The following is an 18,774-nucleotide window of genomic DNA, read 5'->3' as shown; positions in this document are numbered from 1 at the left end:
GTTTTAAAGTGATGTTAATAATAACATTGTGTAATTTCTTATTTAGTACAGGAAGCGAATGTAATCGTTTTTTTATTTTTATCAATATTTTATTTTATGATCCAATTTTTAATTTAAATTAATTAGAATGCGAAAGAGATAAATAGAGGTTTATATCTACAGTTGTAACTTTAGTTAATGCTATCAATAGTTAATTATAACTTATAGTGTTTTGTATATTTATTGTTTTAATTGTATTTTATTATGCTTATATAGTTGATTGTAATCACAGATGAGTTTTTTATTGATTATTTTACTGTTTATACGGTTGAATTTTTTATCAGGATAAAAGATATTCTCGCCAAAAATAAAGGAAGTAAATAATGAAAAATATCGCACCATTAACAATGTTATTATTATCAGCGAACGCTGCGAGTGAAACATACACGGTTAGTCCAAATTTAAAACATGGTCTCCCTACACTGACTGAAGAACCCGATCTGTATCAAGCTCCTAGCTTTGATTTTTTCGATTTTAGTGAGGGATATTTGACAAAGAGGGCTGAAGCCAGTGCCTTATTGCCAATAGCGCTAAATAGCATAGATAGAGTGTGTATCAACACTACGTTTAGTGAGATAGATGGAGAGGCGCGTTATCCACAATCTGGTGTTTTGGTTTACACGTATGCGATAAACACTCAAGGTGAAAAAACGCACAATACCACTATTGGCGACAGAGTGCCGTTGGCAGAAGTTTCACAGCATTGCCTGGACGAATCATCGTGGGTTTACAAGAATTGGTTGGCTGACAAACGTATCAACTTTACGCCTTACAGTTCAGTATTCGCGTTGATTGAAAACGTTGATGTCGTGGTTGAAGGTGAGCTATCTTTGTCTCAAGATCCCGTTGAGTTTGTTGAGCAGTATTTTGATTTCATCACTAAGGTCGGTTTTAACCAGTCTGCAAGTTTCTATCATACGGATGTCATTAGAGACCTCAAATCCATCATTATGGAAGGTCTTCAAAACGAAAATCAGAATGTTCTTGATATTGCGAATATTGCCTTTGGTTCTGGAGTTACCAGAGAAGATATCGCGATTATGGATGATAAAGTCTTTATGAATACTTTCTTGAATATTCGGAAGGTTGCTCAAGGCTCCAATGTTGCTCAATTATCTTCGTTCAGTGTAATTAATGACTTTGATTACCAAGGTCAAAAGTATATTACGGTTGAGAAAAAAGAGCAGTTCGGCGACCGAATCATTACTCAATATGAAATTATTACGCTTAAAAGCGATGGCGAATATTGGATGCTTAATATGTCTGGTGACATGAAAAGCCTTCTTGGTATGTAAGTGCTTTTACTTTTCAGTTCGTGAATTTTTTAAAAAATACTAATATATAAAGGAAAGTAGCAATGAATGCACGAGTCTTATTGACGTCTTTAATTTCATTTATATCACTTCAAGCTTCTGCTTATGAGATGTCATATATAGCTCCTAAAGCACTGCTCCCTGGTGAAGATGTTCAGCAGTTCGAATTAGCCGATTTAAATGGTAACGGTAGGCCAGAGATCGTATTTCTTAACTCTAATGGTGAACTAAAGTACGCGGTTCAAGGTTTTGAAATTAATCAAACTACGTTTTCATTTTTAGAAAGTAAGTCATGGAAGATTGATTCTTACCCAGACGCGGTATTAACATTTAGCGGCGGTCGTTATTACCGATTGAGTGTTGACGGTCGTACTCGAGCGTCAGCCTCAATCTTACTAACTGATGGCACATTTAAGAGTTTGTACTACTCCGAGTTTGCTTCACGATTGTTGATTGACTTTGTTTCTGAGAATGAGATAAGCGGTAAGATCAAAGACCCATATTTAACGGGTTCTGGAGAGATTAACTTTGTGGCGAGACCTGAATAGTAAGCTCATGCAGCGTATATGAATTGAACAACAAAAGAGCGGCATGTTAGCCGCTCTTTTGTTGTTTGAGTTGTACTCGTTTAACTTAGAGATTGCGTACAGCTTGTTTATTTTGCGCGTAGTTATTTTACGTTTAGTTATTTCGCATAATTCGAAGGAAACAGTGCTCGTTTCGCTTCTTCATCGCGTTCTGTTTTAAATTCAACGTCTTTACCAGTTTCGCGGGCACGCAGTGCAGCAGGGCGAGTGTTGATTGCGTTAAACCAGCGCTTCAAGTTCGGGTAAGGTTCTAAGCCTTCTTCACCAAGCACGAAAGGTGCTTTATCAATCCAAGCCCATGCAGCAACATCGACAATGGTGTACTCATTTCCGACGATAAATTCACGACCTTCCATATGCTTCTCTAACACTTCGTAATGACGTTGTGCTTCACGTAGGTAACGGTTCACAGCGTAGTCTAGGCCTGTTGGCGCAGCATGACGAAAGTGTACCGATTGACCAGAATAAGGGCCAAGGCCGCTCGCAATAAACATCATCCAAGAGAGCAGTTCAGCTCTGTCTTCTGGTTGTCCCCCAAGCTCGCCAGTCTTCTCTGATAGGTACAAAAGGATGGCATTAGAATCGAACACGCGTTGCCCATCGTCTTCAATGGCTGGTGTTTTACCGTTAGGGTTAATCAAACGATATTCCGGAGTGTGCTGCTCACCCTTTAAGGTATCAACAGGAAAGAGTTCAAAATCTAGACCTGTCTCTTCTAGAAACAGAGCGATCTTCATTGGGTTGGGTGTTTGGTGAAAATAGAACTTAAGCATGGGTTAACTCCTTGTATTGGTGATTCATTAAAGCACCACTTGAACGGTCGTTCAATAATTGATTTTGAATTATTTGAAAATCTGTTGATTCGTATTCCAAGTCTATGTGTTTAAAACTTCGTTATTTGAGTGAGGATTAACATCGAACAATTCGGTGTGTTGGATTTTAAGTTGTTGAAAAAATGAGCTTAAAGTTGCTGTTTGGCGTGTTGTTTTCTGCGGAGTTCGGGTTTGTGATGGGTAGTTTTCGGTGGAATAGGGCGTATTAAATCCGCAGTCAGATATTCCAACAAAAACGTTGAGCACTGGTTCAAACCAGAATTATCTGGATATACAGGCTTATTGGTAAGTTCAAAATCGTGATCTGTTGCCACACCTTATGCAACAAATGAATATTAACCTCGGAGATTCTGGTGTGGTTCACAGTTTTTTAATCTTAGGGACTTACATTGGTGAGCAAATCTGATGTGAACACTTAACGACACAGGATCTTTCCATGAAAAAGAACATTATCGCCTTAGCTCTTGGTGGCATGCTCGCTTTTGGCGCAACACCTTATTCTTTTGCTGCTAACGATGGCGCAGTACAGGCTTCAGCAGATTACGCGCAGTTGGTGACTAAGCGACAAGTTGTCGACCAACTACTTCTTGATGCGTTGCAGGCGTTTAAGTCTCCGGCAAGAATTTCACACGCGGGCTTCACGGCTAAAATGCCAAGCAACATGGAAATTGTGACTAACCGATTGTTAGAAGCGTACCAGCTAGAACCTTACCGTACTGACTTGTTGATCTCGGCAGCGAACGCTCAGATCTACAACAAGAATGCGGAGCGCGCTATTGAGTTGTTTGAACAAGCACTGACGGTTGCGCCAGACGATGTTGATCTTCACGCTTACCTTGCGGTTTGGCAGAGATTTGAAGGCAATGATAGTGAATCCAACAAGCACATGGAGAAACTGGAAAGCCTGAATAAGGGCAAAGCAGAAGACATCAAACGTATTTTTGCAACGGTCGACCGCGTGTTAGAAACACCGCTGAAAGAGTCTGCAGATAAGGGGCTGTTGAGCGACCACGGTGCCATAGTCACTTTGGGCTACGCACTTAACCCTGATGGTTCTATGCATCAAATCTTGATCGAACGTCTTGAGACAACGTTGGCGATGTCTAAAGCGAACCCAGATGCGATGATCGTGTTAACGGGTGGCGTGCCGAAGAACCATAAGACTGAAGGCAAGTTAATGGCGGATTGGCTTATCTCAAAAGGGGTAAGTAAAGATCGCATCATTGAAGAGAACTACGCGACCAGCACGGTAGGGAATGCCTTATTCAGTAGCTATGCGCTTGCTCGTCATGATATTAAGCACGCGACCATTATCAGCTCGGCAAGCCATGTTCGTCGTGGTCAAACTCTGTTTGAAATCGCGAGCTGGCAAACGGGTCCTCAAGGTATCACCTTCGATACGGTTTCTTACCCAGACAAGCCGCTCGAAGATCTTAAGAAAGCGAGCAGTGGTGAGCTGTTAGGTATTTACCGTGACGCACTGAGAACGTATGGCATGTGGAGCTACCGCTCTTATCCATTAGAGTCTCGCTAGGCTTAGGGTTATTTCACAGTAGGCAAAGTATAAGTTGCTAGTACAATCGAGCACAGCTAGATGGTATGCTGTGCTCCTACTTAATTTAGTGTTTCAAAGGCAAAAAAATGAACCCGATTTTAGCAATGTTGAAAGAGAACAATATTAGCGACGAGCAGATCAGTGAGCTATTCAAAACGCTGACAGAGAACCCTCTTGCAGCAATGGCGACGATCAGCCAACTTGGTTTACCACAAGACAAACTTCAAATGCTGATGGGTCAGGTAATGCAAAACCCTGCGCTAATCAAAGAAGCAGTTGAAGAGCTTGGCCTAGATTTTTCTAAGGTTGAAGCGGCTAAAGAGCAACTTCAAAAATAAGTGAATTTGAATGAGCTAATATCGAATTAGCTTTATCCACATTCAATAAAAAGGTCGTTTAAGTTCAGCAACAGGCTGTCTTAACGGCCTTTTTTGATCTTGGTGGCGATTATTACCTTCGATCACGTTGCTTTCAGTCCCAGCCTCCCATTTTCTACTCAACAATTATTTGAACATAATTGACAGTACTCTTGCCATATCTGCATTGCTACTGACAAATTGCTTACTAGACTTAATTAATCTGTGTGCGACCTGATATGTGCACCTTGATGAACAGAGTTTTTGGATGAAGAAAGCCTTAAGTAATAGGGCTAGCCGATTTGGGCCATAAGCGCGGTTTGTCTATGAGTCACATTAAGGAAAAGAATAAGAGGGCAACAAACTAAGACCTTTATTGAGCAGTGATTTATAGGAAATTAGTTATGAAGTATTTAAAGGAAACCGCTTTAGCGAGCCTTGTGCTGGCTGGGCTTGTTGGTTGTGGCGGTGATTCAGGTTCATCAAGCAGCACGACACCCATTACCTTGAGCGTGAGTGATGCGCCCGTCGATGATGTTAAAGATGTGACGGTGACATTTAGCAAGGTCGCTTTACTTCCTCAAGGGGGAGGTTCGCCTCTGATTTATGATGTGTATAAAACGGACGAAAACGGTAACTACGTTGATGAAAATGGCGATCCATTACCTGATGGCGCAGATCCTATTCCATTAAGTGTTAATTTGTTGGATTACCAAGGCAGCGATGCGCTTCCTTTGATTGAAAATGAGGTAGTTCCAGTAGGTAGCTATAAGTTGTGTGTGTTCGCGAATGATGGTGATCATCCAACAGATCCATCTTACGTGATAGAAAATGATGATACGAATCGTGAGTTAACGGTGAAAGGTAATGGCGCGTGCCCGCAAGGTGTAGGTAAAGAAGATAACGCTGGCGTACTGTACTTCAACAACTCTTTTAACGTGAACCAGCAAAGCAACGATTTTGTTGTCGAGTTCGATCTTCGACGTGGCCTAAAGAACAGTTCGACTTTCCCTGATTACACCATTCAAAGAACGTCTGTGAGCCTGATCAATACGGTTGAGACAGGAAATATTGAAGGTACTGTTGCGAAGCAAACCTTTGATGCTTGTAGGCTCACAACCGATAATACCTTTGTTCAGGCGGTCTACTTGTATGAAGGCAACATCGACAAAGATGACATGGCTCCGATTGGTGGTAGTGAGGAAGTTAAACCAGTCACTTCAGCTTCCGTTGTGCTTGGTGAAGACCAAACTAATTTTGAATTCTCATTGGGCTTCATTGATCCAGGTACTTACTCATTGGGTTATACCTGTACTGCGCAGCATGACAGTGACGAAGATAATGCAGCGCCACTAGCTGCTGGGTTCGCAATATACGAAGCTCAAAACGGCGTGCAAGTAACGGTTGGTCAAGACAGCCAAGTGTCATTCTAACCTTGATGTGAATGACGATTTTTAATAAAAACGGCCTCTTATTTGGAGGTCGTTTTTGATCATGTCACCTAGCTAGCATGAATTTGATGCGCATTGAGTGTGACTCTAGGGTAGTGATAATGTAACGTTGTCTCTCTTACTTTAACCTAGCGAAATGTACTCCGGCGTTGCTCATGAAATCTAGCTTAAGTATTCGATCTTACACCAAGCAATTTAATACCCATGCTCATGATGACCATCATCAACTGGTATTGCCGATCCAAGGCAGTATTAATATTGAAATGGTGGGGTATGTCGGCAAAGTGGCCGTGGGCGAATGTGTGGTGATTCCGGTAACCACAGCGCATGCGTTTAAGGCGGATGAAGCAGCGCGGTTTATTGTCGCAGATATGGCAGAGTTACCGCAGCACTTGTTAGAGCATGATCTCTCGGTTTTCACGATAACGCCACCTTTAATGAGCTTCTTGCTGTTTGTTGAGAAGCAGTTGGAATACCAAGTAGACAGTGGCATTGAGTCATCTATCTTGGATGTGTTTTCACTGCTTTTAGAACAACAAGAAGTAAGCAAGAGCATCGACCCTCGAATTCGTGCGGTACAAAGGCTGATCGCGGATAATTACACGCAGCCGTTATCCATTTCACAACTTGCAGAAACGGCCTGTTTAAGCCCCACTCAGTTTAAGAAGCGCTTTAAAGAGTGTATTGGAATCAGTGCGCTAAAATACATCACTCGCTATCGTATGGAGAAAGCTCAAGCCTTGTTAACCCATACCGATTTACCCGTTCAGTTGATAGCCGAAAATGTGGGATATAGTGATGTTTCTGCTTTCAGTCGCCGCTTCTCTCAGCATTTTGGGATGTCTCCAAGGGCTTTTCTAGGCTCCATGAAAGACAGTCTTTAGAAACAATAATAGCGTCCTTTCAGCAAACTAAATATTATAAACATTCACTATTATCTATTTGAAAAATGAAAATTGGATAATAGAAATGAATCTTGCCATCAATCGCGTTAATGAATTCCAAACGGGCACTTTAGCCATCTTGTTTGCTTCTATTTTATGGGGCACGACAGGCACCGCCGCAAGCTTTGCTCCTGATCTAAGCCCATTAGCGATTGGCGCTTTCTCTATGGGTGTCGGTGGCCTAATGCAAGCGGGCTTGGCGTATCGAAAAATCCTATTCGCTTTCGACAAACTTTTGCAGAACAAGAAGCTGTTGGCAGTGAGCGCTTTGGCTTTGGCGGTATATCCCTTAGCTTTCTATTCTTCAATGAAACTATCAGGTGTGGCGATAGGTACCGTAGTTTCGATTGCTACCGCACCTTTCTTTTCTGCACTGCTAGAGTGTCTGATTAGCAAAAATAATAATATCAACAAACGTTGGCTCACTAGCTTTGCGATTGGTGTAGTAGGTATTGGGTTGTTGGTATTTTCAGAATCATCATCGGCGAGTGACTCTGGCGACGACCTGAAGCTTTTGGGGATTGGATTAGGTTTGGTGGCAGCCCTGTGCTATGCCATTTATTCTTGGGCGACAAAGGCACTGATCGATAAAGGGATTAAGTCACAAGCGGCGATGGGCAGTATTTTTGGCCTCGGTGCGATGCTGTTGTTGCCAACGCTCTGGTTTACTGGTGAGAACCTGTTTTCCTCGCAGACCAACGTATTAGTCATCAGTTATCTGACGTTAATCCCACAATGTTTGGGCTATGTCGCCTTCAGTTTTGGTTTACGCCATGTCACCGCGAGTAGTGCCAATCTACTTACTTTGTTTGAACCGGTAGTCGCAGCGGTGCTCGCGGTCTGCGTTGTCGGTGAGCTGATTCCTTTTACAGGGTGGTTTGGTATGTCCCTGATTGTACTGTGCTTGTTGATACAGTCGAAGCCATCTTAAATAGCGTTATAAGTACTTGTTTTTTAGCGCCTAATTGAAATTTATTCATGCGTAATTCTTATAATTGAATAAAATCAGTATCTCAGTTGTGAGAGTGCTGTTACTATCGCTATCAATAGTCGGGGGGCATATACCTTATTTGGTGTTTGCTGAGATCGTTATTCGAGACCCGTTGAACCTGATTCAGTTAACACTGGCGTAGGGAACTATGATTACTTTGCCTACGTGGTTCAACAATGATCTCTCATTGGTTTCATCTCCACACTCTCTTTACGGCCAAAGTTCGGTTCTCTTACGTCTTTTAGACAGTAGGAGCGACCATGACACAGCATTCCATTTCTAAAGCATCACCTAGCAACACTCAAACACCAGAAAACCAATTTTCTTCGATCAATACTCCGATTGTTTTGACCATCGCGGGTTCTGATAGTGGCGGCGGCGCAGGTATTCAAGCTGATATCAAAGCTATGTCGGCAACGGGTAGCTTCGCTTGTTCTGTGATTACTGCTATCACATCTCAGAACACCCAAGGCGTGTCCGCTATTTTCCCAATCCCACTTGAGCATGTCGCTAGCCAACTAGATGCAGTGTTTACTGATTTGAATATCGTGGCAGTAAAAGTCGGTATGTTGGCGGATTCGCAAATCATTAAAGTCGTCGCGGACAAAATCAAACAATACCAACCTAAACACTTAGTGATCGACCCTGTAATGGTCGCAACAAGTGGTGACCTTCTCTTAGAAAACTCTGCTATCACCACGCTAAAACAAGAGCTGATTCCGCTCGCAGACATCATTACCCCTAACTTGCCAGAAGGCGCTGCACTTACAGGAAAAGCCGTGCCTGAGAGCGAAGCTGAAATGCAGAATATGATTGAAGACCTGCGCGCTTTAGGTGCTAAAGCAGTCCTGCTAAAAGGCGGTCACTTGGAGAAAGATGAAAATAGTAACGACTTGCTGATTCTACCAACCACATCTGCTGTGATTAGCGCGAAGCGTTTTCCGACTAAAAACACCCATGGCACGGGTTGTACGCTCTCTTCTGCAATTGCTTCTTTCTTAGCGCAAGGCAACACGCTTCCAGAGGCTGTCGACCTAGGTAAACAATACATTTCACGCGCGATTGCTCATGCTGACGAACTCCAAGTTGGTCAAGGTCATGGCCCGGTAAATCACTTTTTCGCTGGGCACGGCAATGTCCGTTAATACGATTGGCGTTCAACTCAGCAATGCGTCCTTACGTTATAACGACAGCGAACACGCAACCTTATCGGGATTGTCGCTTAGCTTAAACGCAGGTAAGTGGACGGTATTGTTGGGTCGAAGTGGCTGCGGAAAAACCACCGTATTGCGTTATCTGGCAGGCTTGCTGGACGACAAGGTGGAGTGGCAGGGCACATTGGCAACGTCTGATGAACTGCCTCTAACCGATCGCATCGCTTACATGGCGCAGCAAGATTTGTTACTGCCATGGTTATCGGTTATCGACAATGTTTGCCTGAGTCATCGCTTTCAAAATCCAGCATCTGATAAAGCGCTACAAACCAATCAAGCACTCGAGTTGCTTTCTGCGGTTGGTTTGGCAGATTACGCGAATGCGATGCCGGATCAATTGTCTGGAGGCATGCGTCAGCGAGTCGCTTTGGCTCGCACTTTAATGCAAGACAAGCCAGTGGTGCTGATGGATGAACCGTTCTCTGCGCTGGATGCGGTAACGAGACACAAGTTACAGACCTTAGCGTGTGAACTGTTAAGGGATAAAACCGTTGTCCTGATCACCCATGATCCACAAGAAGCGGTGCGTTTGGCGGATAACTTGTATGTGTTGCAAGGCACACCGGCGAGTGCTCACTCTTTATCTGTTCCTCACACGTCAACGCCACGAGTGCTCGATGGTGAGTGTGCCGAGTTGCAACAGGCGATCTTAGACCAGTTGGAGCGTGATTATGAATGATCTAACGCGAAGCGAAGCTGTGGCTCATTCAACTAACGGACAGGCTGCCACTACACGCCCTCGTCAGATGAACCCCGTGATGCGTTTGCTTATCAGCAGTGCTGTTATTCTGGGTTTATGGCAAATGGTGGTAGTTATTTTCGAGATGCCAAGCTTCATTCTGCCAGCTCCCGCAGAAGTCTTCCTCAAGTTGATTGAACGCTACGATGTGTTACTCAAACACACTTGGGTGACTGCGCAAGAGATCTTACTTGGTCTACTGCTAGGTTTGTCGATGGGGCTGTTTTTTGCTCTGCAGATGTTGATGTTTGATCCATTGAAACGTTGGCTATTGCCTATCTTAATTGCTAGCCAAGCGATTCCTGTATTCGCGATCGCGCCAGTATTGATGCTGTGGCTTGGCTATGGCATCGCTTCAAAAGTGGTGATGGCGGCAATCATAATCTTCTTCCCTGTAACGACCTGTAGCTACGACGGCTTGCGTAATACACCGACAGGCTATCTCGATCTTGCTAAGACGATGGGTGCATCGAAATGGCAACTGCTTCGTCACATCCAACTGCCTGCTGCACTGCCAACACTGGCATCTGGTATTCGTGTCGCTGTGGTGATTGCGCCAATTGGAGCGGTCGTCGGCGAGTGGGTGGGTTCGAGTGAGGGGCTGGGTTACTTAATGCTGCAGGCCAACGCGCGCATGATCATCGATGAGATGTTTGCCGCCTTGTTCATCTTGGCGGTGCTGTCTATCTCGCTCTACTTCATTACAGACAAGTTACTCAAAAAAGCTATCCCTTGGGAGAACCAGTAATGGTTAGCTCAATAACTCTTTGTTTAATAAAGCTTCGCTCAAGGCTATTTATCTAAACAAACCTCGTTAAAAATTAGCTCGATAAACACAATAATAATATTCAAAAGGAAAGGTTAACTATGAAAAATACCAAATTGGTAGGTGCAGTGGCACTGCTTGCTTCATTGGTTTCAGGTCATGCATTGGCGGATTCTGAACAAAAGAAACTGACACTGATGTTGGATTGGTTTGTGAACCCGAACCATGGCCCGATTGTGATCGCTCAAGAGCGTGGCTACTTTGCTGATCAAGGCTTAGAGATTGAAATTCAAGAGCCCGCTGACCCAAGCACGCCAGCAAAATTGGTTGCGGCAGGTAAGGTCGATTTAGCGGTAACTTACCAACCAAGTTTAACCATGGATGTGGCGGCAGGCTTGCCTCTCGTTCGTGCATCAACTCTTATCGCGACGCCACTGAACACACTAATGGTACTGGATAACGGCAAGAACGATTCGCTAGCGGATCTTAAAGGTAAAAAAATCGGTATTGCGATTGCTGGCAACGAAGAAGCGACTATCGGCACTATGTTAGCGCAAGAAAACGTTGCTTTTACAGATGTGCAAACCATCAATGTTGGTTGGGCACTTTCATCTTCATTGGCATCAGGCAAGGTAGACGCAATCTGGGGTGGCTTACGTAACTTCGAAACTAACCAGTTAGCTCTTGAAGGCTTTAAAGCCAAAGCGTTTTTCCCAGAAGAGCACGGTGTGCCAGCTTACGATGAGCTTATCTTTGTGGCGAACGCAAAGCAGCACGACGATGAAGCGATCAAAGCGTTCAACAAAGCATTGGAACAAGCAACGACTTACATCGTGAACCATCCAAAAGAGTCATGGAGCGAGTTTGTGGCGTATTCACCAGATACGTTGAACAACGAGCTTAACCAACGCGCATGGAACGACACACTAACCCGTTTCGCACTTCGCCCTTCTGCAGTAGATATGAAGCGTTACGATGATTACGCGCAGTTCATGTTTGACAAAGGTATTATTAAATCACTACCAAAAGCCGCTGACTACGTACCGACTTTTGACTAAGGAATCTCATGAAATACCAAGACTTAATCCAAGCCTGTCAACAAGATTGGCAAGACTACACTGAGCATGATTTTGTTAAAGCGCTGGCAAACGGCACTCTCGCTCAGCCGTGTTTTCTGCATTACCTAAAACAAGATTTTCTGTTTTTGAAGCAGTATGCTCGCGCTTATGCATTGGCGATTTACAAGGCAAAAACACTGGCTGATATGCGTCGTGCACTGCCAAGTGTTCATGCTTTATTAGATTCTGAAATCTCTCACCATGTGACTTACTGTGGTCAGTGGGGTTTGACGGAATCGGATTTAGAAAACGAACCTGAAGATTTCGGCACAGTTGCTTACACGCGCTACGTTCTAGATGCAGGTATGACGGGTGATCTTGTTGATCTTTATGCGGCACTGGCTCCATGTTCAATTGGTTATGCTGTGATTGGTAAAGCGCTGTTAGAAAGCAGTGATACTGTTTTGGAAGGTAACCCATACGCAAGCTGGCTTCAGCTTTACGGCGGCGAAGAGTTCCAGTCTGGCGTGGCAACGGGCGCGGAATATTTCAATCAGCTACTGGCTGAGATTGATATTAACAACGAGCGCGGTCAGAACATCGTTCATATCTTCAAAACCGCAACACGTATGGAAGTGGCTTTCTGGCAGCAAGGTCTGAATGCACTTAATGACTCAACAGCGGCTTAAAAGCGATTTTCACGAATAAGGATTAATCCATGCTAACTGAACAAATCATCCAATCACTGCGCGCAGTTCGAGAGCAAAAACCGTTGGTTGTAAACATCACCAACTACGTCGTGATGAACAACACGGCCAATGCGTTATTGGCAATTGGCGCTTCGCCTATCATGGCACACTCACAACAAGAACTGGCTGAGATGATGTCATTCTCTGGCGCTTTGGTGATTAACATTGGCACGTTAGACAGCGTTTGGACGCCAAGAATGCGCTTCGCGGTAGAACAAGCAAACACGAACAACAAGGTGGTGGTTCTTGACCCTGTGGGTTGTGGTGCAAGTACGCTGCGAACTGAGACTTCTCGTGAAATCGCACGTTTAGCGGATAAGTTGATCATTCGTGGTAACGCGTCTGAGATTATCGCGTTAGCGGGTGAGCAAGCACAGAGCAAAGGCGTTGATGCACTAGATAGCAGTGATGCTGCATTAGGCGCAGCGCAATGCTTAGTGGCTGAATATGGCGCAAATGTGGTGATTTCTGGTGAGACGGATTACGTTGTCACGAAAGACAGTGTTGTGACGTTAAATAACGGGCACCCAATGATGCCGTATGTGACGGGCATGGGTTGTACCTTAACTACTTTGGCGGGCGCGTTTGCTGCTGTCGGTGATGAAAGTGGTTTGGCTGCTGCAGCGGTGTTGGGTGTGGTTGGCGAAATCGCGGCTGAGAACTCTCGTGGCCCAGGTAGCTTGCAAATGAACTTGCTTGATGAGTTGTATCAACTAGATGAAGAGACACTGATTCAGCGTCTGAAGATTCAGTAGGCTTAATCTAGTTCTAAGCTCAAAACTGATAGTTCGAAGTTAATGGCTCTTAATTTAAAGCTTTTAACTAAAAGAAAGCCCCCGACACTTATGTGTAGGGGGCTTTTTGTTTGTGACTCAGAACTATGTCAGCTGTGATAAAGCAGCTTATGCTAGGTTCTAAATCGATTCACTTGGCTCTCTAGGTGATGAGCAACCTCAGTTAAGTCGCTCGCTGCGCCAGAAATACTGCTTACAGACTCTTGGTTACTTTGTGCGATAGTATTGGCACCTTGCGCATTTTCACCCAGTGATTTGGTTAAGCAGTCCTGCTCATCGACGGATATCGCGATTTGGCTGTTGGCCTGATTCAAATCCTGGATGTGTTGGTTAATCACATGCAAATTCTGAGAGGCTTGCTGTGCCTGAGTCGAAGCATCGGAAACCGTGCTGTGGCTCTCTTTGATCGACTCGAGTGCGTCTTTAGCACCGCGCTGTAGCGAGGTGATGAGTTCATCGATCTGGCTTGCAGAATCTTGAGTACGCTTAGCGAGAGTTCTTACTTCATCCGCTACGACAGCAAACCCTCGACCTTGCTCACCTGCACGCGCTGCTTCAATAGCCGCATTCAATGCCAGTAGGTTGGTTTGTTCAGAAACGCCTTTGATTACTTCAAGAATGGCACCAATGTTCATCGACTCTTTATGTAGGTCCGTCACTTTCTGGCTACTGACCTGCATGCTTTCATCGGCACTGCCAATCTCATGCAGTGTTTTGTCTACTTCTTTGAGTCCCATCGCCACATTCTCGGTTGCTTGGTTGGCAACTTGAGAGGCGTGGTTAGCACTTGCAGCAATTTCTGATGTGCTGGAAGCCAATTGATCAACGGCAGAAGAGATATTGAGCATTTCGCTGTTCAACTGTGTTGCGTTGGTCGAGCTATTATTGGTCACCTGGTTAAGCGACTCTGACATCTCGCCAATACGCACACTAGAGCGGTTCACTTGGCCAACAATATCGCGCAGAGACTCAATGGTGATCTCCATGTTGGTTAGCAGTTCACCAATCTCGTTCTTGCTCTCAATGTTCACTTCAACATTCAGATTGCCCTGAGAAAGTTCGTTGGTGATTTGTTTAACCTGCGCGATGCCTGTGGTAATAGAGCGAGTCACCAACACGGCGCTCGTCATGCCAATAACTAAGGCAACTCCTGTCAGCAATATAATGATTTGAATCGAGCGCTTTTCACTGGCTTGCAGTACAGGCGTGAGCGCTTGCTTTTGTTGTTCAAGAATACTTTGAGCATCGGCGACCGCAATCGCTAAACTGTCGCCAATAGAGGCGAGGGTAGCGGTTCTTTGAGTGTTCTCAATCATTTGTTGATGAACTTGCTCAAAGCCCTTTGCATACGCTTCGCGTTGGTTCGAGAAGTCTTCAATCAGCTCACTTTGATAAGGTGAGGATTTGAGAGATTCAATGTCGCCTTCGATACCTGGTAGCGCGTATTCAAAGATATCTTTGCCCGCTTCATAGGTTTTGAGGTCGTTGTTGTTTGAGTAACTGAGCACGGTGATCTTGGCTGCGAGGAAGTTCTCCATCAACATGCCGGCGTATAAGCTCGCGTTTGGATCATTGTTATTGTAAGACTCATACAACAAGCTCTGAGCAGCTTTCAGTGCGTTGGTCTCTCGTTTGACCATCTCAACGTTTACCAGTTGTTCAATGAGGAGCTCACTCTGTTTCATTGACCCATAAGCCACATCAAAGGCCGCAACGCTGTCTTGCACTAATTGCAGGCTCGACAAGCTATCGGTGTTGGTGGTGGTTTGGATTAAGTTGTTCAGCAGTTCATCAATCGCGAGTTTACTTGATTGATAATTCGTTTCGTACTGTTCATCCAATGACTCTAAGTAACGTTCAGAAGCCAAACGCACCTGAAGAAAGTGCACTTGAATGTTGCCTGAGAGTGTCGCTTTATGGCTGAGTTCACTGTATTGGCTGAAGCCGTTCGACAAGGTTTGGATACCTTTGTAACTCACAAAGCCTGAAATGACGAAAAAGAGCAAGCAGATGGCATAACCCAGCTTGATCTTGAGCGCTATAGAAAGGTGGCGCATAACTATCCCTATATTTACCTGATTCCTTCATAGCGAAGTATTCCATAAAACAGCGTTCTGGGCAGGCTTAAGTGAATAGTTTGTGTAATAAGTAACGCTTTCGTTAAAAGTTTCAGGATTTTCGGTATGCTTTCAACGAGTTGTATATTCAATGGTGCGCGCTTAATTGAGCTAATTTAGTATTAACTTCCATGCACATGATGCGAATTGTCGGTAAAATGGTAGCAACTCAATTTAGACTCCGACTCCAAAGGCACGATATGAACCCTTATAAGCTCTACTTAGTAACGGATGACCAACAAGATTTAGAAACGCTTAAGTTCGTGGTTGAACAAGCAATCGCTGGTGGTGTCACTATGGTTCAAGTAAGAGAGAAGCATGGAGATGTGAGAGCTTTTATTGAACGAGCGCAGGCCGTTAAGTCGATTTTGTCTGGTTCAGGTGTGCCGTTGATCATTAATGATCGAGTTGATGTGGCATTGGCCGTTGATGCCGATGGTTTGCACTTGGGGCAATCGGATATGCCTGCCGCGTTAGCACGCAAGCTGATTGGCCCTGATAAGATTCTTGGTTTGTCGATTGAGACTGAGCAGCAGTTACAAGAAGCCGATAGTTTGCCGATTGATTACATTGGCCTTAGTGCGATTTTCGCGACACCTACCAAGACAAATCTAAAGAAACACTGGGGTTACGAAGGCATTCAAATAGCGTTAGAAACGACCAAACTGCCGATTGTGGGTATCGGTGGCATCAACGAGTCGAACATTCCGCAGTTGGTTCAGACGGGTATTCACGGCTTGGCTTTGGTGTCGGCGATATGTCACGCTGAAAGCCCTAAAGAAGCGACCCAAGACTTACTATCTCTAATGGGAGAGTGAAGAGGTTATAGACTAGAAAACAAATGAGGCTAGTCATCTGTTTTCTAGTGAAAGCACCAGTACAAAGTAGTGGTAGATGTGCTTATCGACTGAGCATTTAAGGTGCTCTATCTAACACACTGTTGGGTCTATTGAATACACAGAGCAACGGTGCCGATGATCATAAGAACGATCGCAGCGTACCAACCGTATTGTGCGGTTTTATCAGCAACAAACACCTTAATGTAGTTGATCTCTTCATGCGCCATTGCGATGAAGTCCGTGTAGTTAATCGACAACTCACGGCTAGCTTCTTTCAGGTCTTGTTGAAGCTTGTTGAAAGACTCATCGATGAAGCCCTTTGTTTCCGAAGCAGACGGAGTAGCAGTTAACGCTAGACTATTCCAAACCGCCATACGCGATTCATATTCGCTTTCACTGACACAATTAAGTACGCGTAAATCATACTCTCGTTTGTTACGCTCTTTACCCATTTTCTCAGGGCAAATATTTCTTAAAACGTTCACGACAAATTTTCCAAAAGGTTCATTTAGATATAAAAAAGCACTCGATGAGCGCTCATAAACTGGGGCGAATTAATATTCAAAAAGTGATCTATTTGAAACCGGAATAAGCGACTGCAAGGCAGAGCGTTTATCTGAGAGATTTGAAGTTGGGTCAGTGGTGTTAAAGAGCGATTTGGGTCCGTCTAAATTTGTTTGAAAAGACAAACCCGTTGGGATCGCAGTGTAGTTAGGTCACTTTTGGACATCAACTAGGGTGTTTTATCCAGACGACAAAGATATTTATCGGCAAGATAAGCAGAAATGAGGTAGCAGTGGTGAGTTCCACGCCGATATTGAACCTCTGAATTGACGATGTGTGAAGAATAAGGGAGGTTAGTTTGCCTGCCATTGATTGTATTGCAGTGAGTGTCCCTTAAGTTGCTCAATAAGGCTGGTGAGAACTGGGCCATTGATGTGGCTGCGAGAAACTAAACAACCCACAGGAGTAATCCAACCACCATGCTCGTGTGAGACAGGCAACGCCACAAGATCGCCTTTTTGAATGCCTTCCATCACCATCATTTCGGGCACATTTGCCCAACCGACGTTCTGTTCAACGAGATCAACTATGGTCTTGTGGTTGTTCGCATACCAAAGCATCGAGCTAATACCGTAGGTGAACCACAGTTCGCGCTGTTTTGAACTACGATGCACACATTGGCGATAGTGCTTGAGGTCTGAGTCTTGTACTACGGACATGTGACTCAGTTCGTGAGTGGCTGAACTAACGGTTAGGAAACGCGCTTGGCCCAGCAAGAAGAAATCCATATCAACCTTAAGCTCACCGTCCGCGTAGATGATGCCAATCTGTGCTTTTCCGCGTCTTACTAGATCTTCAACATCAAAGGTTGAGGTGATAATGATATCGAAGTGTGTGATTGGAAACTGATCGGCTAGTGAGCTGATTATCTTGATGAAATTTGTATCTATGATGCTTTCGTCAATGGCAATGATCAGTTCGTGCTCATCTTCCTGTGTCAGGGATTCTACTTTTTGATCGAAATACTTTTGCTGGTCAAGAATCGACTTAGCCACAGGCAATAGCGCTTTACCTGTATTGGTCAAAACGGGGATGTTTTTCTCTCGGTTAAACAGCTCTTGGTCGATGGCGATTTCTAGATTGGCGATCGACTGGCTGACGCCGGATTGAGCGCGTTTCAACTTGCGTGCGGCGGCAGAGAAAGAGCCACTTTCACACACTGTGACGAAGACTTTTAGTTGCTCAAAACTGTACATGCTATCTCTCGCTCAATACAAAATGGGTTATTCATGCTTAAGTTATCACTAATCGTGATGGCTGTTAACTTTCTCTTATTGTTTCCGGTGACATAATCTCGGCTAATCCAACACGCATTAGATTATTTAGAGGAATGTATGAGTACCTTAGAAAGAGTGTTTCACTCTGTATTATTTGAAGTATTGGCTGTCACACTGTCAATTATAGGTTTAGCGATATTTACTGAGCACGATGTAAATGCCTTATCAGGAACCATGATAGTTTTTGCGACCATCGCGATGATTTGGAACTACTGTTTTAACCGTATTTTCGATCGTTATTTCACGGGTGAAAAATCCAAGCGTTCACTCAAGTTACGTGTTTTTCATGTCGTGCTATTTGAGGCTGGCTTGTTGATAGCGACGATCCCTGTGATGGCATACTTGCTTAATGTGGGGTTATGGCAGGCATTTTTGATGGATATCGGCGTGACCATTTTTATTACCATTTACGCGTTTGTGTTTAATCTGATTTACGATCATGTCCGAGCATTAGGGGTACGCCGAGCGGATCTAGCCGTTCAGTAATCTACCAAGTCAGTAAACACGTGTTTAACTACTAACCGTTTGTTTATTCGTTATTTTGACAGAGACATTCGGTTAGTAGGCCTAGGTAACTCGTCGTTTGTT

19 protein-coding genes and 1 riboswitch are annotated in these 18,774 nt (G+C 44.2%); of the genes, 15 read left to right on the top strand and 4 right to left on the bottom strand.

Features of this window, described 5'->3' with window-relative positions; genetic code table 11:
* Positions 1 to 362: 362 nt before the first annotated feature.
* Positions 363 to 1,334 carry a hypothetical protein gene (locus tag BCV39_RS12595; protein WP_102432303.1) on the top strand — a complete coding sequence of 324 codons (972 nt, stop codon included), beginning with the start codon at positions 363 to 365 and terminating at the stop codon, positions 1,332 to 1,334.
* Between the two features lie 62 nt (positions 1,335 to 1,396).
* Positions 1,397 to 1,900, top strand: a complete 504-nt coding sequence (locus tag BCV39_RS12590) for a hypothetical protein (RefSeq protein ID WP_017105147.1) — start codon at positions 1,397 to 1,399, stop codon at positions 1,898 to 1,900.
* A 137-nt stretch (positions 1,901 to 2,037) separates the two neighbouring features.
* Here BCV39_RS12590 and BCV39_RS12585 read toward each other — a convergent pair whose 3' ends face one another.
* Positions 2,038 to 2,712, bottom strand: a complete 675-nt coding sequence (locus tag BCV39_RS12585) for a glutathione S-transferase family protein (RefSeq protein ID WP_102460934.1) — start codon at positions 2,710 to 2,712, stop codon at positions 2,038 to 2,040.
* A 496-nt stretch (positions 2,713 to 3,208) separates the two neighbouring features.
* On the opposite strand from BCV39_RS12585, the gene BCV39_RS12580 reads away from it, so the two are divergent.
* The 11 genes from BCV39_RS12580 to thiM all read left to right on the top strand — a co-directional run bounded on the left by BCV39_RS12580 (position 3,209) and on the right by thiM (position 13,350).
* Positions 3,209 to 4,306: a YdcF family protein gene (locus BCV39_RS12580; protein ID WP_102432301.1), complete on the top strand. Its 1,098-nt coding sequence runs from the start codon at positions 3,209 to 3,211 to the stop codon at positions 4,304 to 4,306.
* 107 nt (positions 4,307 to 4,413) lie between these two features.
* Positions 4,414 to 4,665, top strand: a complete 252-nt coding sequence (locus BCV39_RS12575; protein WP_004731647.1) for a DUF2999 family protein — start codon at positions 4,414 to 4,416, stop codon at positions 4,663 to 4,665.
* 422 nt (positions 4,666 to 5,087) lie between these two features.
* Positions 5,088 to 6,116, top strand: a complete 1,029-nt coding sequence (locus tag BCV39_RS12570; protein ID WP_102432300.1) for a DUF4382 domain-containing protein — start codon at positions 5,088 to 5,090, stop codon at positions 6,114 to 6,116.
* Positions 6,117 to 6,289: 173 nt separating this feature from the next.
* Positions 6,290 to 7,018, top strand: a complete 729-nt coding sequence (locus BCV39_RS12565) for an AraC family transcriptional regulator (protein WP_102432299.1) — start codon at positions 6,290 to 6,292, stop codon at positions 7,016 to 7,018.
* A gap of 85 nt (positions 7,019 to 7,103) precedes the next feature.
* Positions 7,104 to 8,009 carry an EamA family transporter gene (locus BCV39_RS12560; protein WP_102432298.1) on the top strand — a complete coding sequence of 302 codons (906 nt, stop codon included), beginning with the start codon at positions 7,104 to 7,106 and terminating at the stop codon, positions 8,007 to 8,009.
* 110 nt (positions 8,010 to 8,119) lie between these two features.
* A riboswitch (TPP riboswitch) is annotated at positions 8,120 to 8,231 on the top strand.
* Between the two features lie 98 nt (positions 8,232 to 8,329).
* Entirely contained in the window at positions 8,330 to 9,214 is an 885-nt protein-coding gene (gene thiD, locus BCV39_RS12555) for a bifunctional hydroxymethylpyrimidine kinase/phosphomethylpyrimidine kinase (protein WP_241902301.1), read from the top strand.
* Entirely contained in the window at positions 9,204 to 9,962 is a 759-nt protein-coding gene (locus BCV39_RS12550) for an ABC transporter ATP-binding protein (protein ID WP_102432297.1), read from the top strand. The genes thiD and BCV39_RS12550 overlap by 11 nt, the downstream gene beginning before the upstream one ends.
* Complete coding sequence (locus tag BCV39_RS12545) at positions 9,955 to 10,770, top strand: ABC transporter permease (RefSeq protein ID WP_102432296.1); 816 nt, start codon at positions 9,955 to 9,957, stop codon at positions 10,768 to 10,770. Before BCV39_RS12550 ends, BCV39_RS12545 begins: the two co-directional genes overlap by 8 nt.
* Positions 10,771 to 10,889: 119 nt before the next feature.
* Positions 10,890 to 11,846 carry an ABC transporter substrate-binding protein gene (locus BCV39_RS12540; protein WP_048659927.1) on the top strand — a complete coding sequence of 319 codons (957 nt, stop codon included), beginning with the start codon at positions 10,890 to 10,892 and terminating at the stop codon, positions 11,844 to 11,846.
* A gap of 8 nt (positions 11,847 to 11,854) precedes the next feature.
* A complete protein-coding gene (tenA, locus tag BCV39_RS12535) occupies positions 11,855 to 12,535 on the top strand; it encodes a thiaminase II (RefSeq protein WP_102432295.1) in 681 nt (226 codons plus the stop codon).
* A gap of 29 nt (positions 12,536 to 12,564) precedes the next feature.
* On the top strand, positions 12,565 to 13,350 hold the full coding sequence (gene thiM, locus BCV39_RS12530) for a hydroxyethylthiazole kinase (RefSeq protein WP_102432294.1): 786 nt from the start codon (positions 12,565 to 12,567) through the stop codon (positions 13,348 to 13,350).
* Positions 13,351 to 13,502: 152 nt separating this feature from the next.
* Here the strand turns inward: thiM and BCV39_RS12525 are convergent, their stop codons facing one another.
* Positions 13,503 to 15,446 (bottom strand): methyl-accepting chemotaxis protein, encoded by a 1,944-nt coding sequence (locus BCV39_RS12525; protein ID WP_048659930.1) that lies wholly within the window; start codon positions 15,444 to 15,446, stop codon positions 13,503 to 13,505.
* A 260-nt stretch (positions 15,447 to 15,706) separates the two neighbouring features.
* Between BCV39_RS12525 and thiE the strand changes: the two genes are divergently transcribed.
* Entirely contained in the window at positions 15,707 to 16,324 is a 618-nt protein-coding gene (gene thiE, locus BCV39_RS12520; RefSeq protein WP_048659931.1) for a thiamine phosphate synthase, read from the top strand.
* A 128-nt stretch (positions 16,325 to 16,452) separates the two neighbouring features.
* Here thiE and BCV39_RS12515 read toward each other — a convergent pair whose 3' ends face one another.
* Both BCV39_RS12515 and BCV39_RS12510 read right to left on the bottom strand, forming a co-directional pair.
* Positions 16,453 to 16,797 (bottom strand): hypothetical protein, encoded by a 345-nt coding sequence (locus BCV39_RS12515; protein WP_048659932.1) that lies wholly within the window; start codon positions 16,795 to 16,797, stop codon positions 16,453 to 16,455.
* A 405-nt stretch (positions 16,798 to 17,202) separates the two neighbouring features.
* Complete coding sequence (locus tag BCV39_RS12510; protein WP_102432293.1) at positions 17,203 to 18,105, bottom strand: LysR family transcriptional regulator; 903 nt, start codon at positions 18,103 to 18,105, stop codon at positions 17,203 to 17,205.
* A gap of 138 nt (positions 18,106 to 18,243) precedes the next feature.
* Here BCV39_RS12510 and BCV39_RS12505 point away from each other — a divergent pair, with 138 nt between their 5' ends.
* Positions 18,244 to 18,672, top strand: coding sequence for a PACE efflux transporter (locus tag BCV39_RS12505; RefSeq protein WP_102432292.1), 429 nt, complete (start codon positions 18,244 to 18,246; stop codon positions 18,670 to 18,672).
* The last annotated feature ends 102 nt before the right edge of the window (positions 18,673 to 18,774 follow it).

The sequence above is a fragment of the Vibrio sp. 10N.286.55.E10 genome, assembly GCF_002872555.1.
Classification (GTDB): Bacteria; Pseudomonadota; Gammaproteobacteria; order Enterobacterales; family Vibrionaceae; genus Vibrio; species Vibrio crassostreae.
This window is presented reverse-complemented; position numbering and strand designations above follow the sequence as displayed.

What these genes read in the sequence shown, in the direction of transcription:
- BCV39_RS12595 (WP_102432303.1), top strand. Translation starts at nt 363, where the DNA reads ATGAAAAATATCGCACCATTAACAATGTTATTATTATCAGCGAACGCT.
- BCV39_RS12590 (WP_017105147.1), top strand. Translation starts at nt 1,397, where the DNA reads ATGAATGCACGAGTCTTATTGACGTCTTTAATTTCATTTATATCACTT.
- BCV39_RS12585 (WP_102460934.1), bottom strand. Translation starts at nt 2,712, where the DNA reads ATGCTTAAGTTCTATTTTCACCAAACACCCAACCCAATGAAGATCGCT.
- BCV39_RS12580 (WP_102432301.1), top strand. Translation starts at nt 3,209, where the DNA reads ATGAAAAAGAACATTATCGCCTTAGCTCTTGGTGGCATGCTCGCTTTT.
- BCV39_RS12575 (WP_004731647.1), top strand. Translation starts at nt 4,414, where the DNA reads ATGAACCCGATTTTAGCAATGTTGAAAGAGAACAATATTAGCGACGAG.
- BCV39_RS12570 (WP_102432300.1), top strand. Translation starts at nt 5,088, where the DNA reads ATGAAGTATTTAAAGGAAACCGCTTTAGCGAGCCTTGTGCTGGCTGGG.
- BCV39_RS12565 (WP_102432299.1), top strand. Translation starts at nt 6,290, where the DNA reads ATGAAATCTAGCTTAAGTATTCGATCTTACACCAAGCAATTTAATACC.
- BCV39_RS12560 (WP_102432298.1), top strand. Translation starts at nt 7,104, where the DNA reads ATGAATCTTGCCATCAATCGCGTTAATGAATTCCAAACGGGCACTTTA.
- thiD (WP_241902301.1), top strand. Translation starts at nt 8,330, where the DNA reads ATGACACAGCATTCCATTTCTAAAGCATCACCTAGCAACACTCAAACA.
- BCV39_RS12550 (WP_102432297.1), top strand. Translation starts at nt 9,204, where the DNA reads ATGTCCGTTAATACGATTGGCGTTCAACTCAGCAATGCGTCCTTACGT.
- BCV39_RS12545 (WP_102432296.1), top strand. Translation starts at nt 9,955, where the DNA reads ATGAATGATCTAACGCGAAGCGAAGCTGTGGCTCATTCAACTAACGGA.
- BCV39_RS12540 (WP_048659927.1), top strand. Translation starts at nt 10,890, where the DNA reads ATGAAAAATACCAAATTGGTAGGTGCAGTGGCACTGCTTGCTTCATTG.
- tenA (WP_102432295.1), top strand. Translation starts at nt 11,855, where the DNA reads ATGAAATACCAAGACTTAATCCAAGCCTGTCAACAAGATTGGCAAGAC.
- thiM (WP_102432294.1), top strand. Translation starts at nt 12,565, where the DNA reads ATGCTAACTGAACAAATCATCCAATCACTGCGCGCAGTTCGAGAGCAA.
- BCV39_RS12525 (WP_048659930.1), bottom strand. Translation starts at nt 15,446, where the DNA reads ATGCGCCACCTTTCTATAGCGCTCAAGATCAAGCTGGGTTATGCCATC.
- thiE (WP_048659931.1), top strand. Translation starts at nt 15,707, where the DNA reads ATGAACCCTTATAAGCTCTACTTAGTAACGGATGACCAACAAGATTTA.
- BCV39_RS12515 (WP_048659932.1), bottom strand. Translation starts at nt 16,797, where the DNA reads ATGGGTAAAGAGCGTAACAAACGAGAGTATGATTTACGCGTACTTAAT.
- BCV39_RS12510 (WP_102432293.1), bottom strand. Translation starts at nt 18,105, where the DNA reads ATGTACAGTTTTGAGCAACTAAAAGTCTTCGTCACAGTGTGTGAAAGT.
- BCV39_RS12505 (WP_102432292.1), top strand. Translation starts at nt 18,244, where the DNA reads ATGAGTACCTTAGAAAGAGTGTTTCACTCTGTATTATTTGAAGTATTG.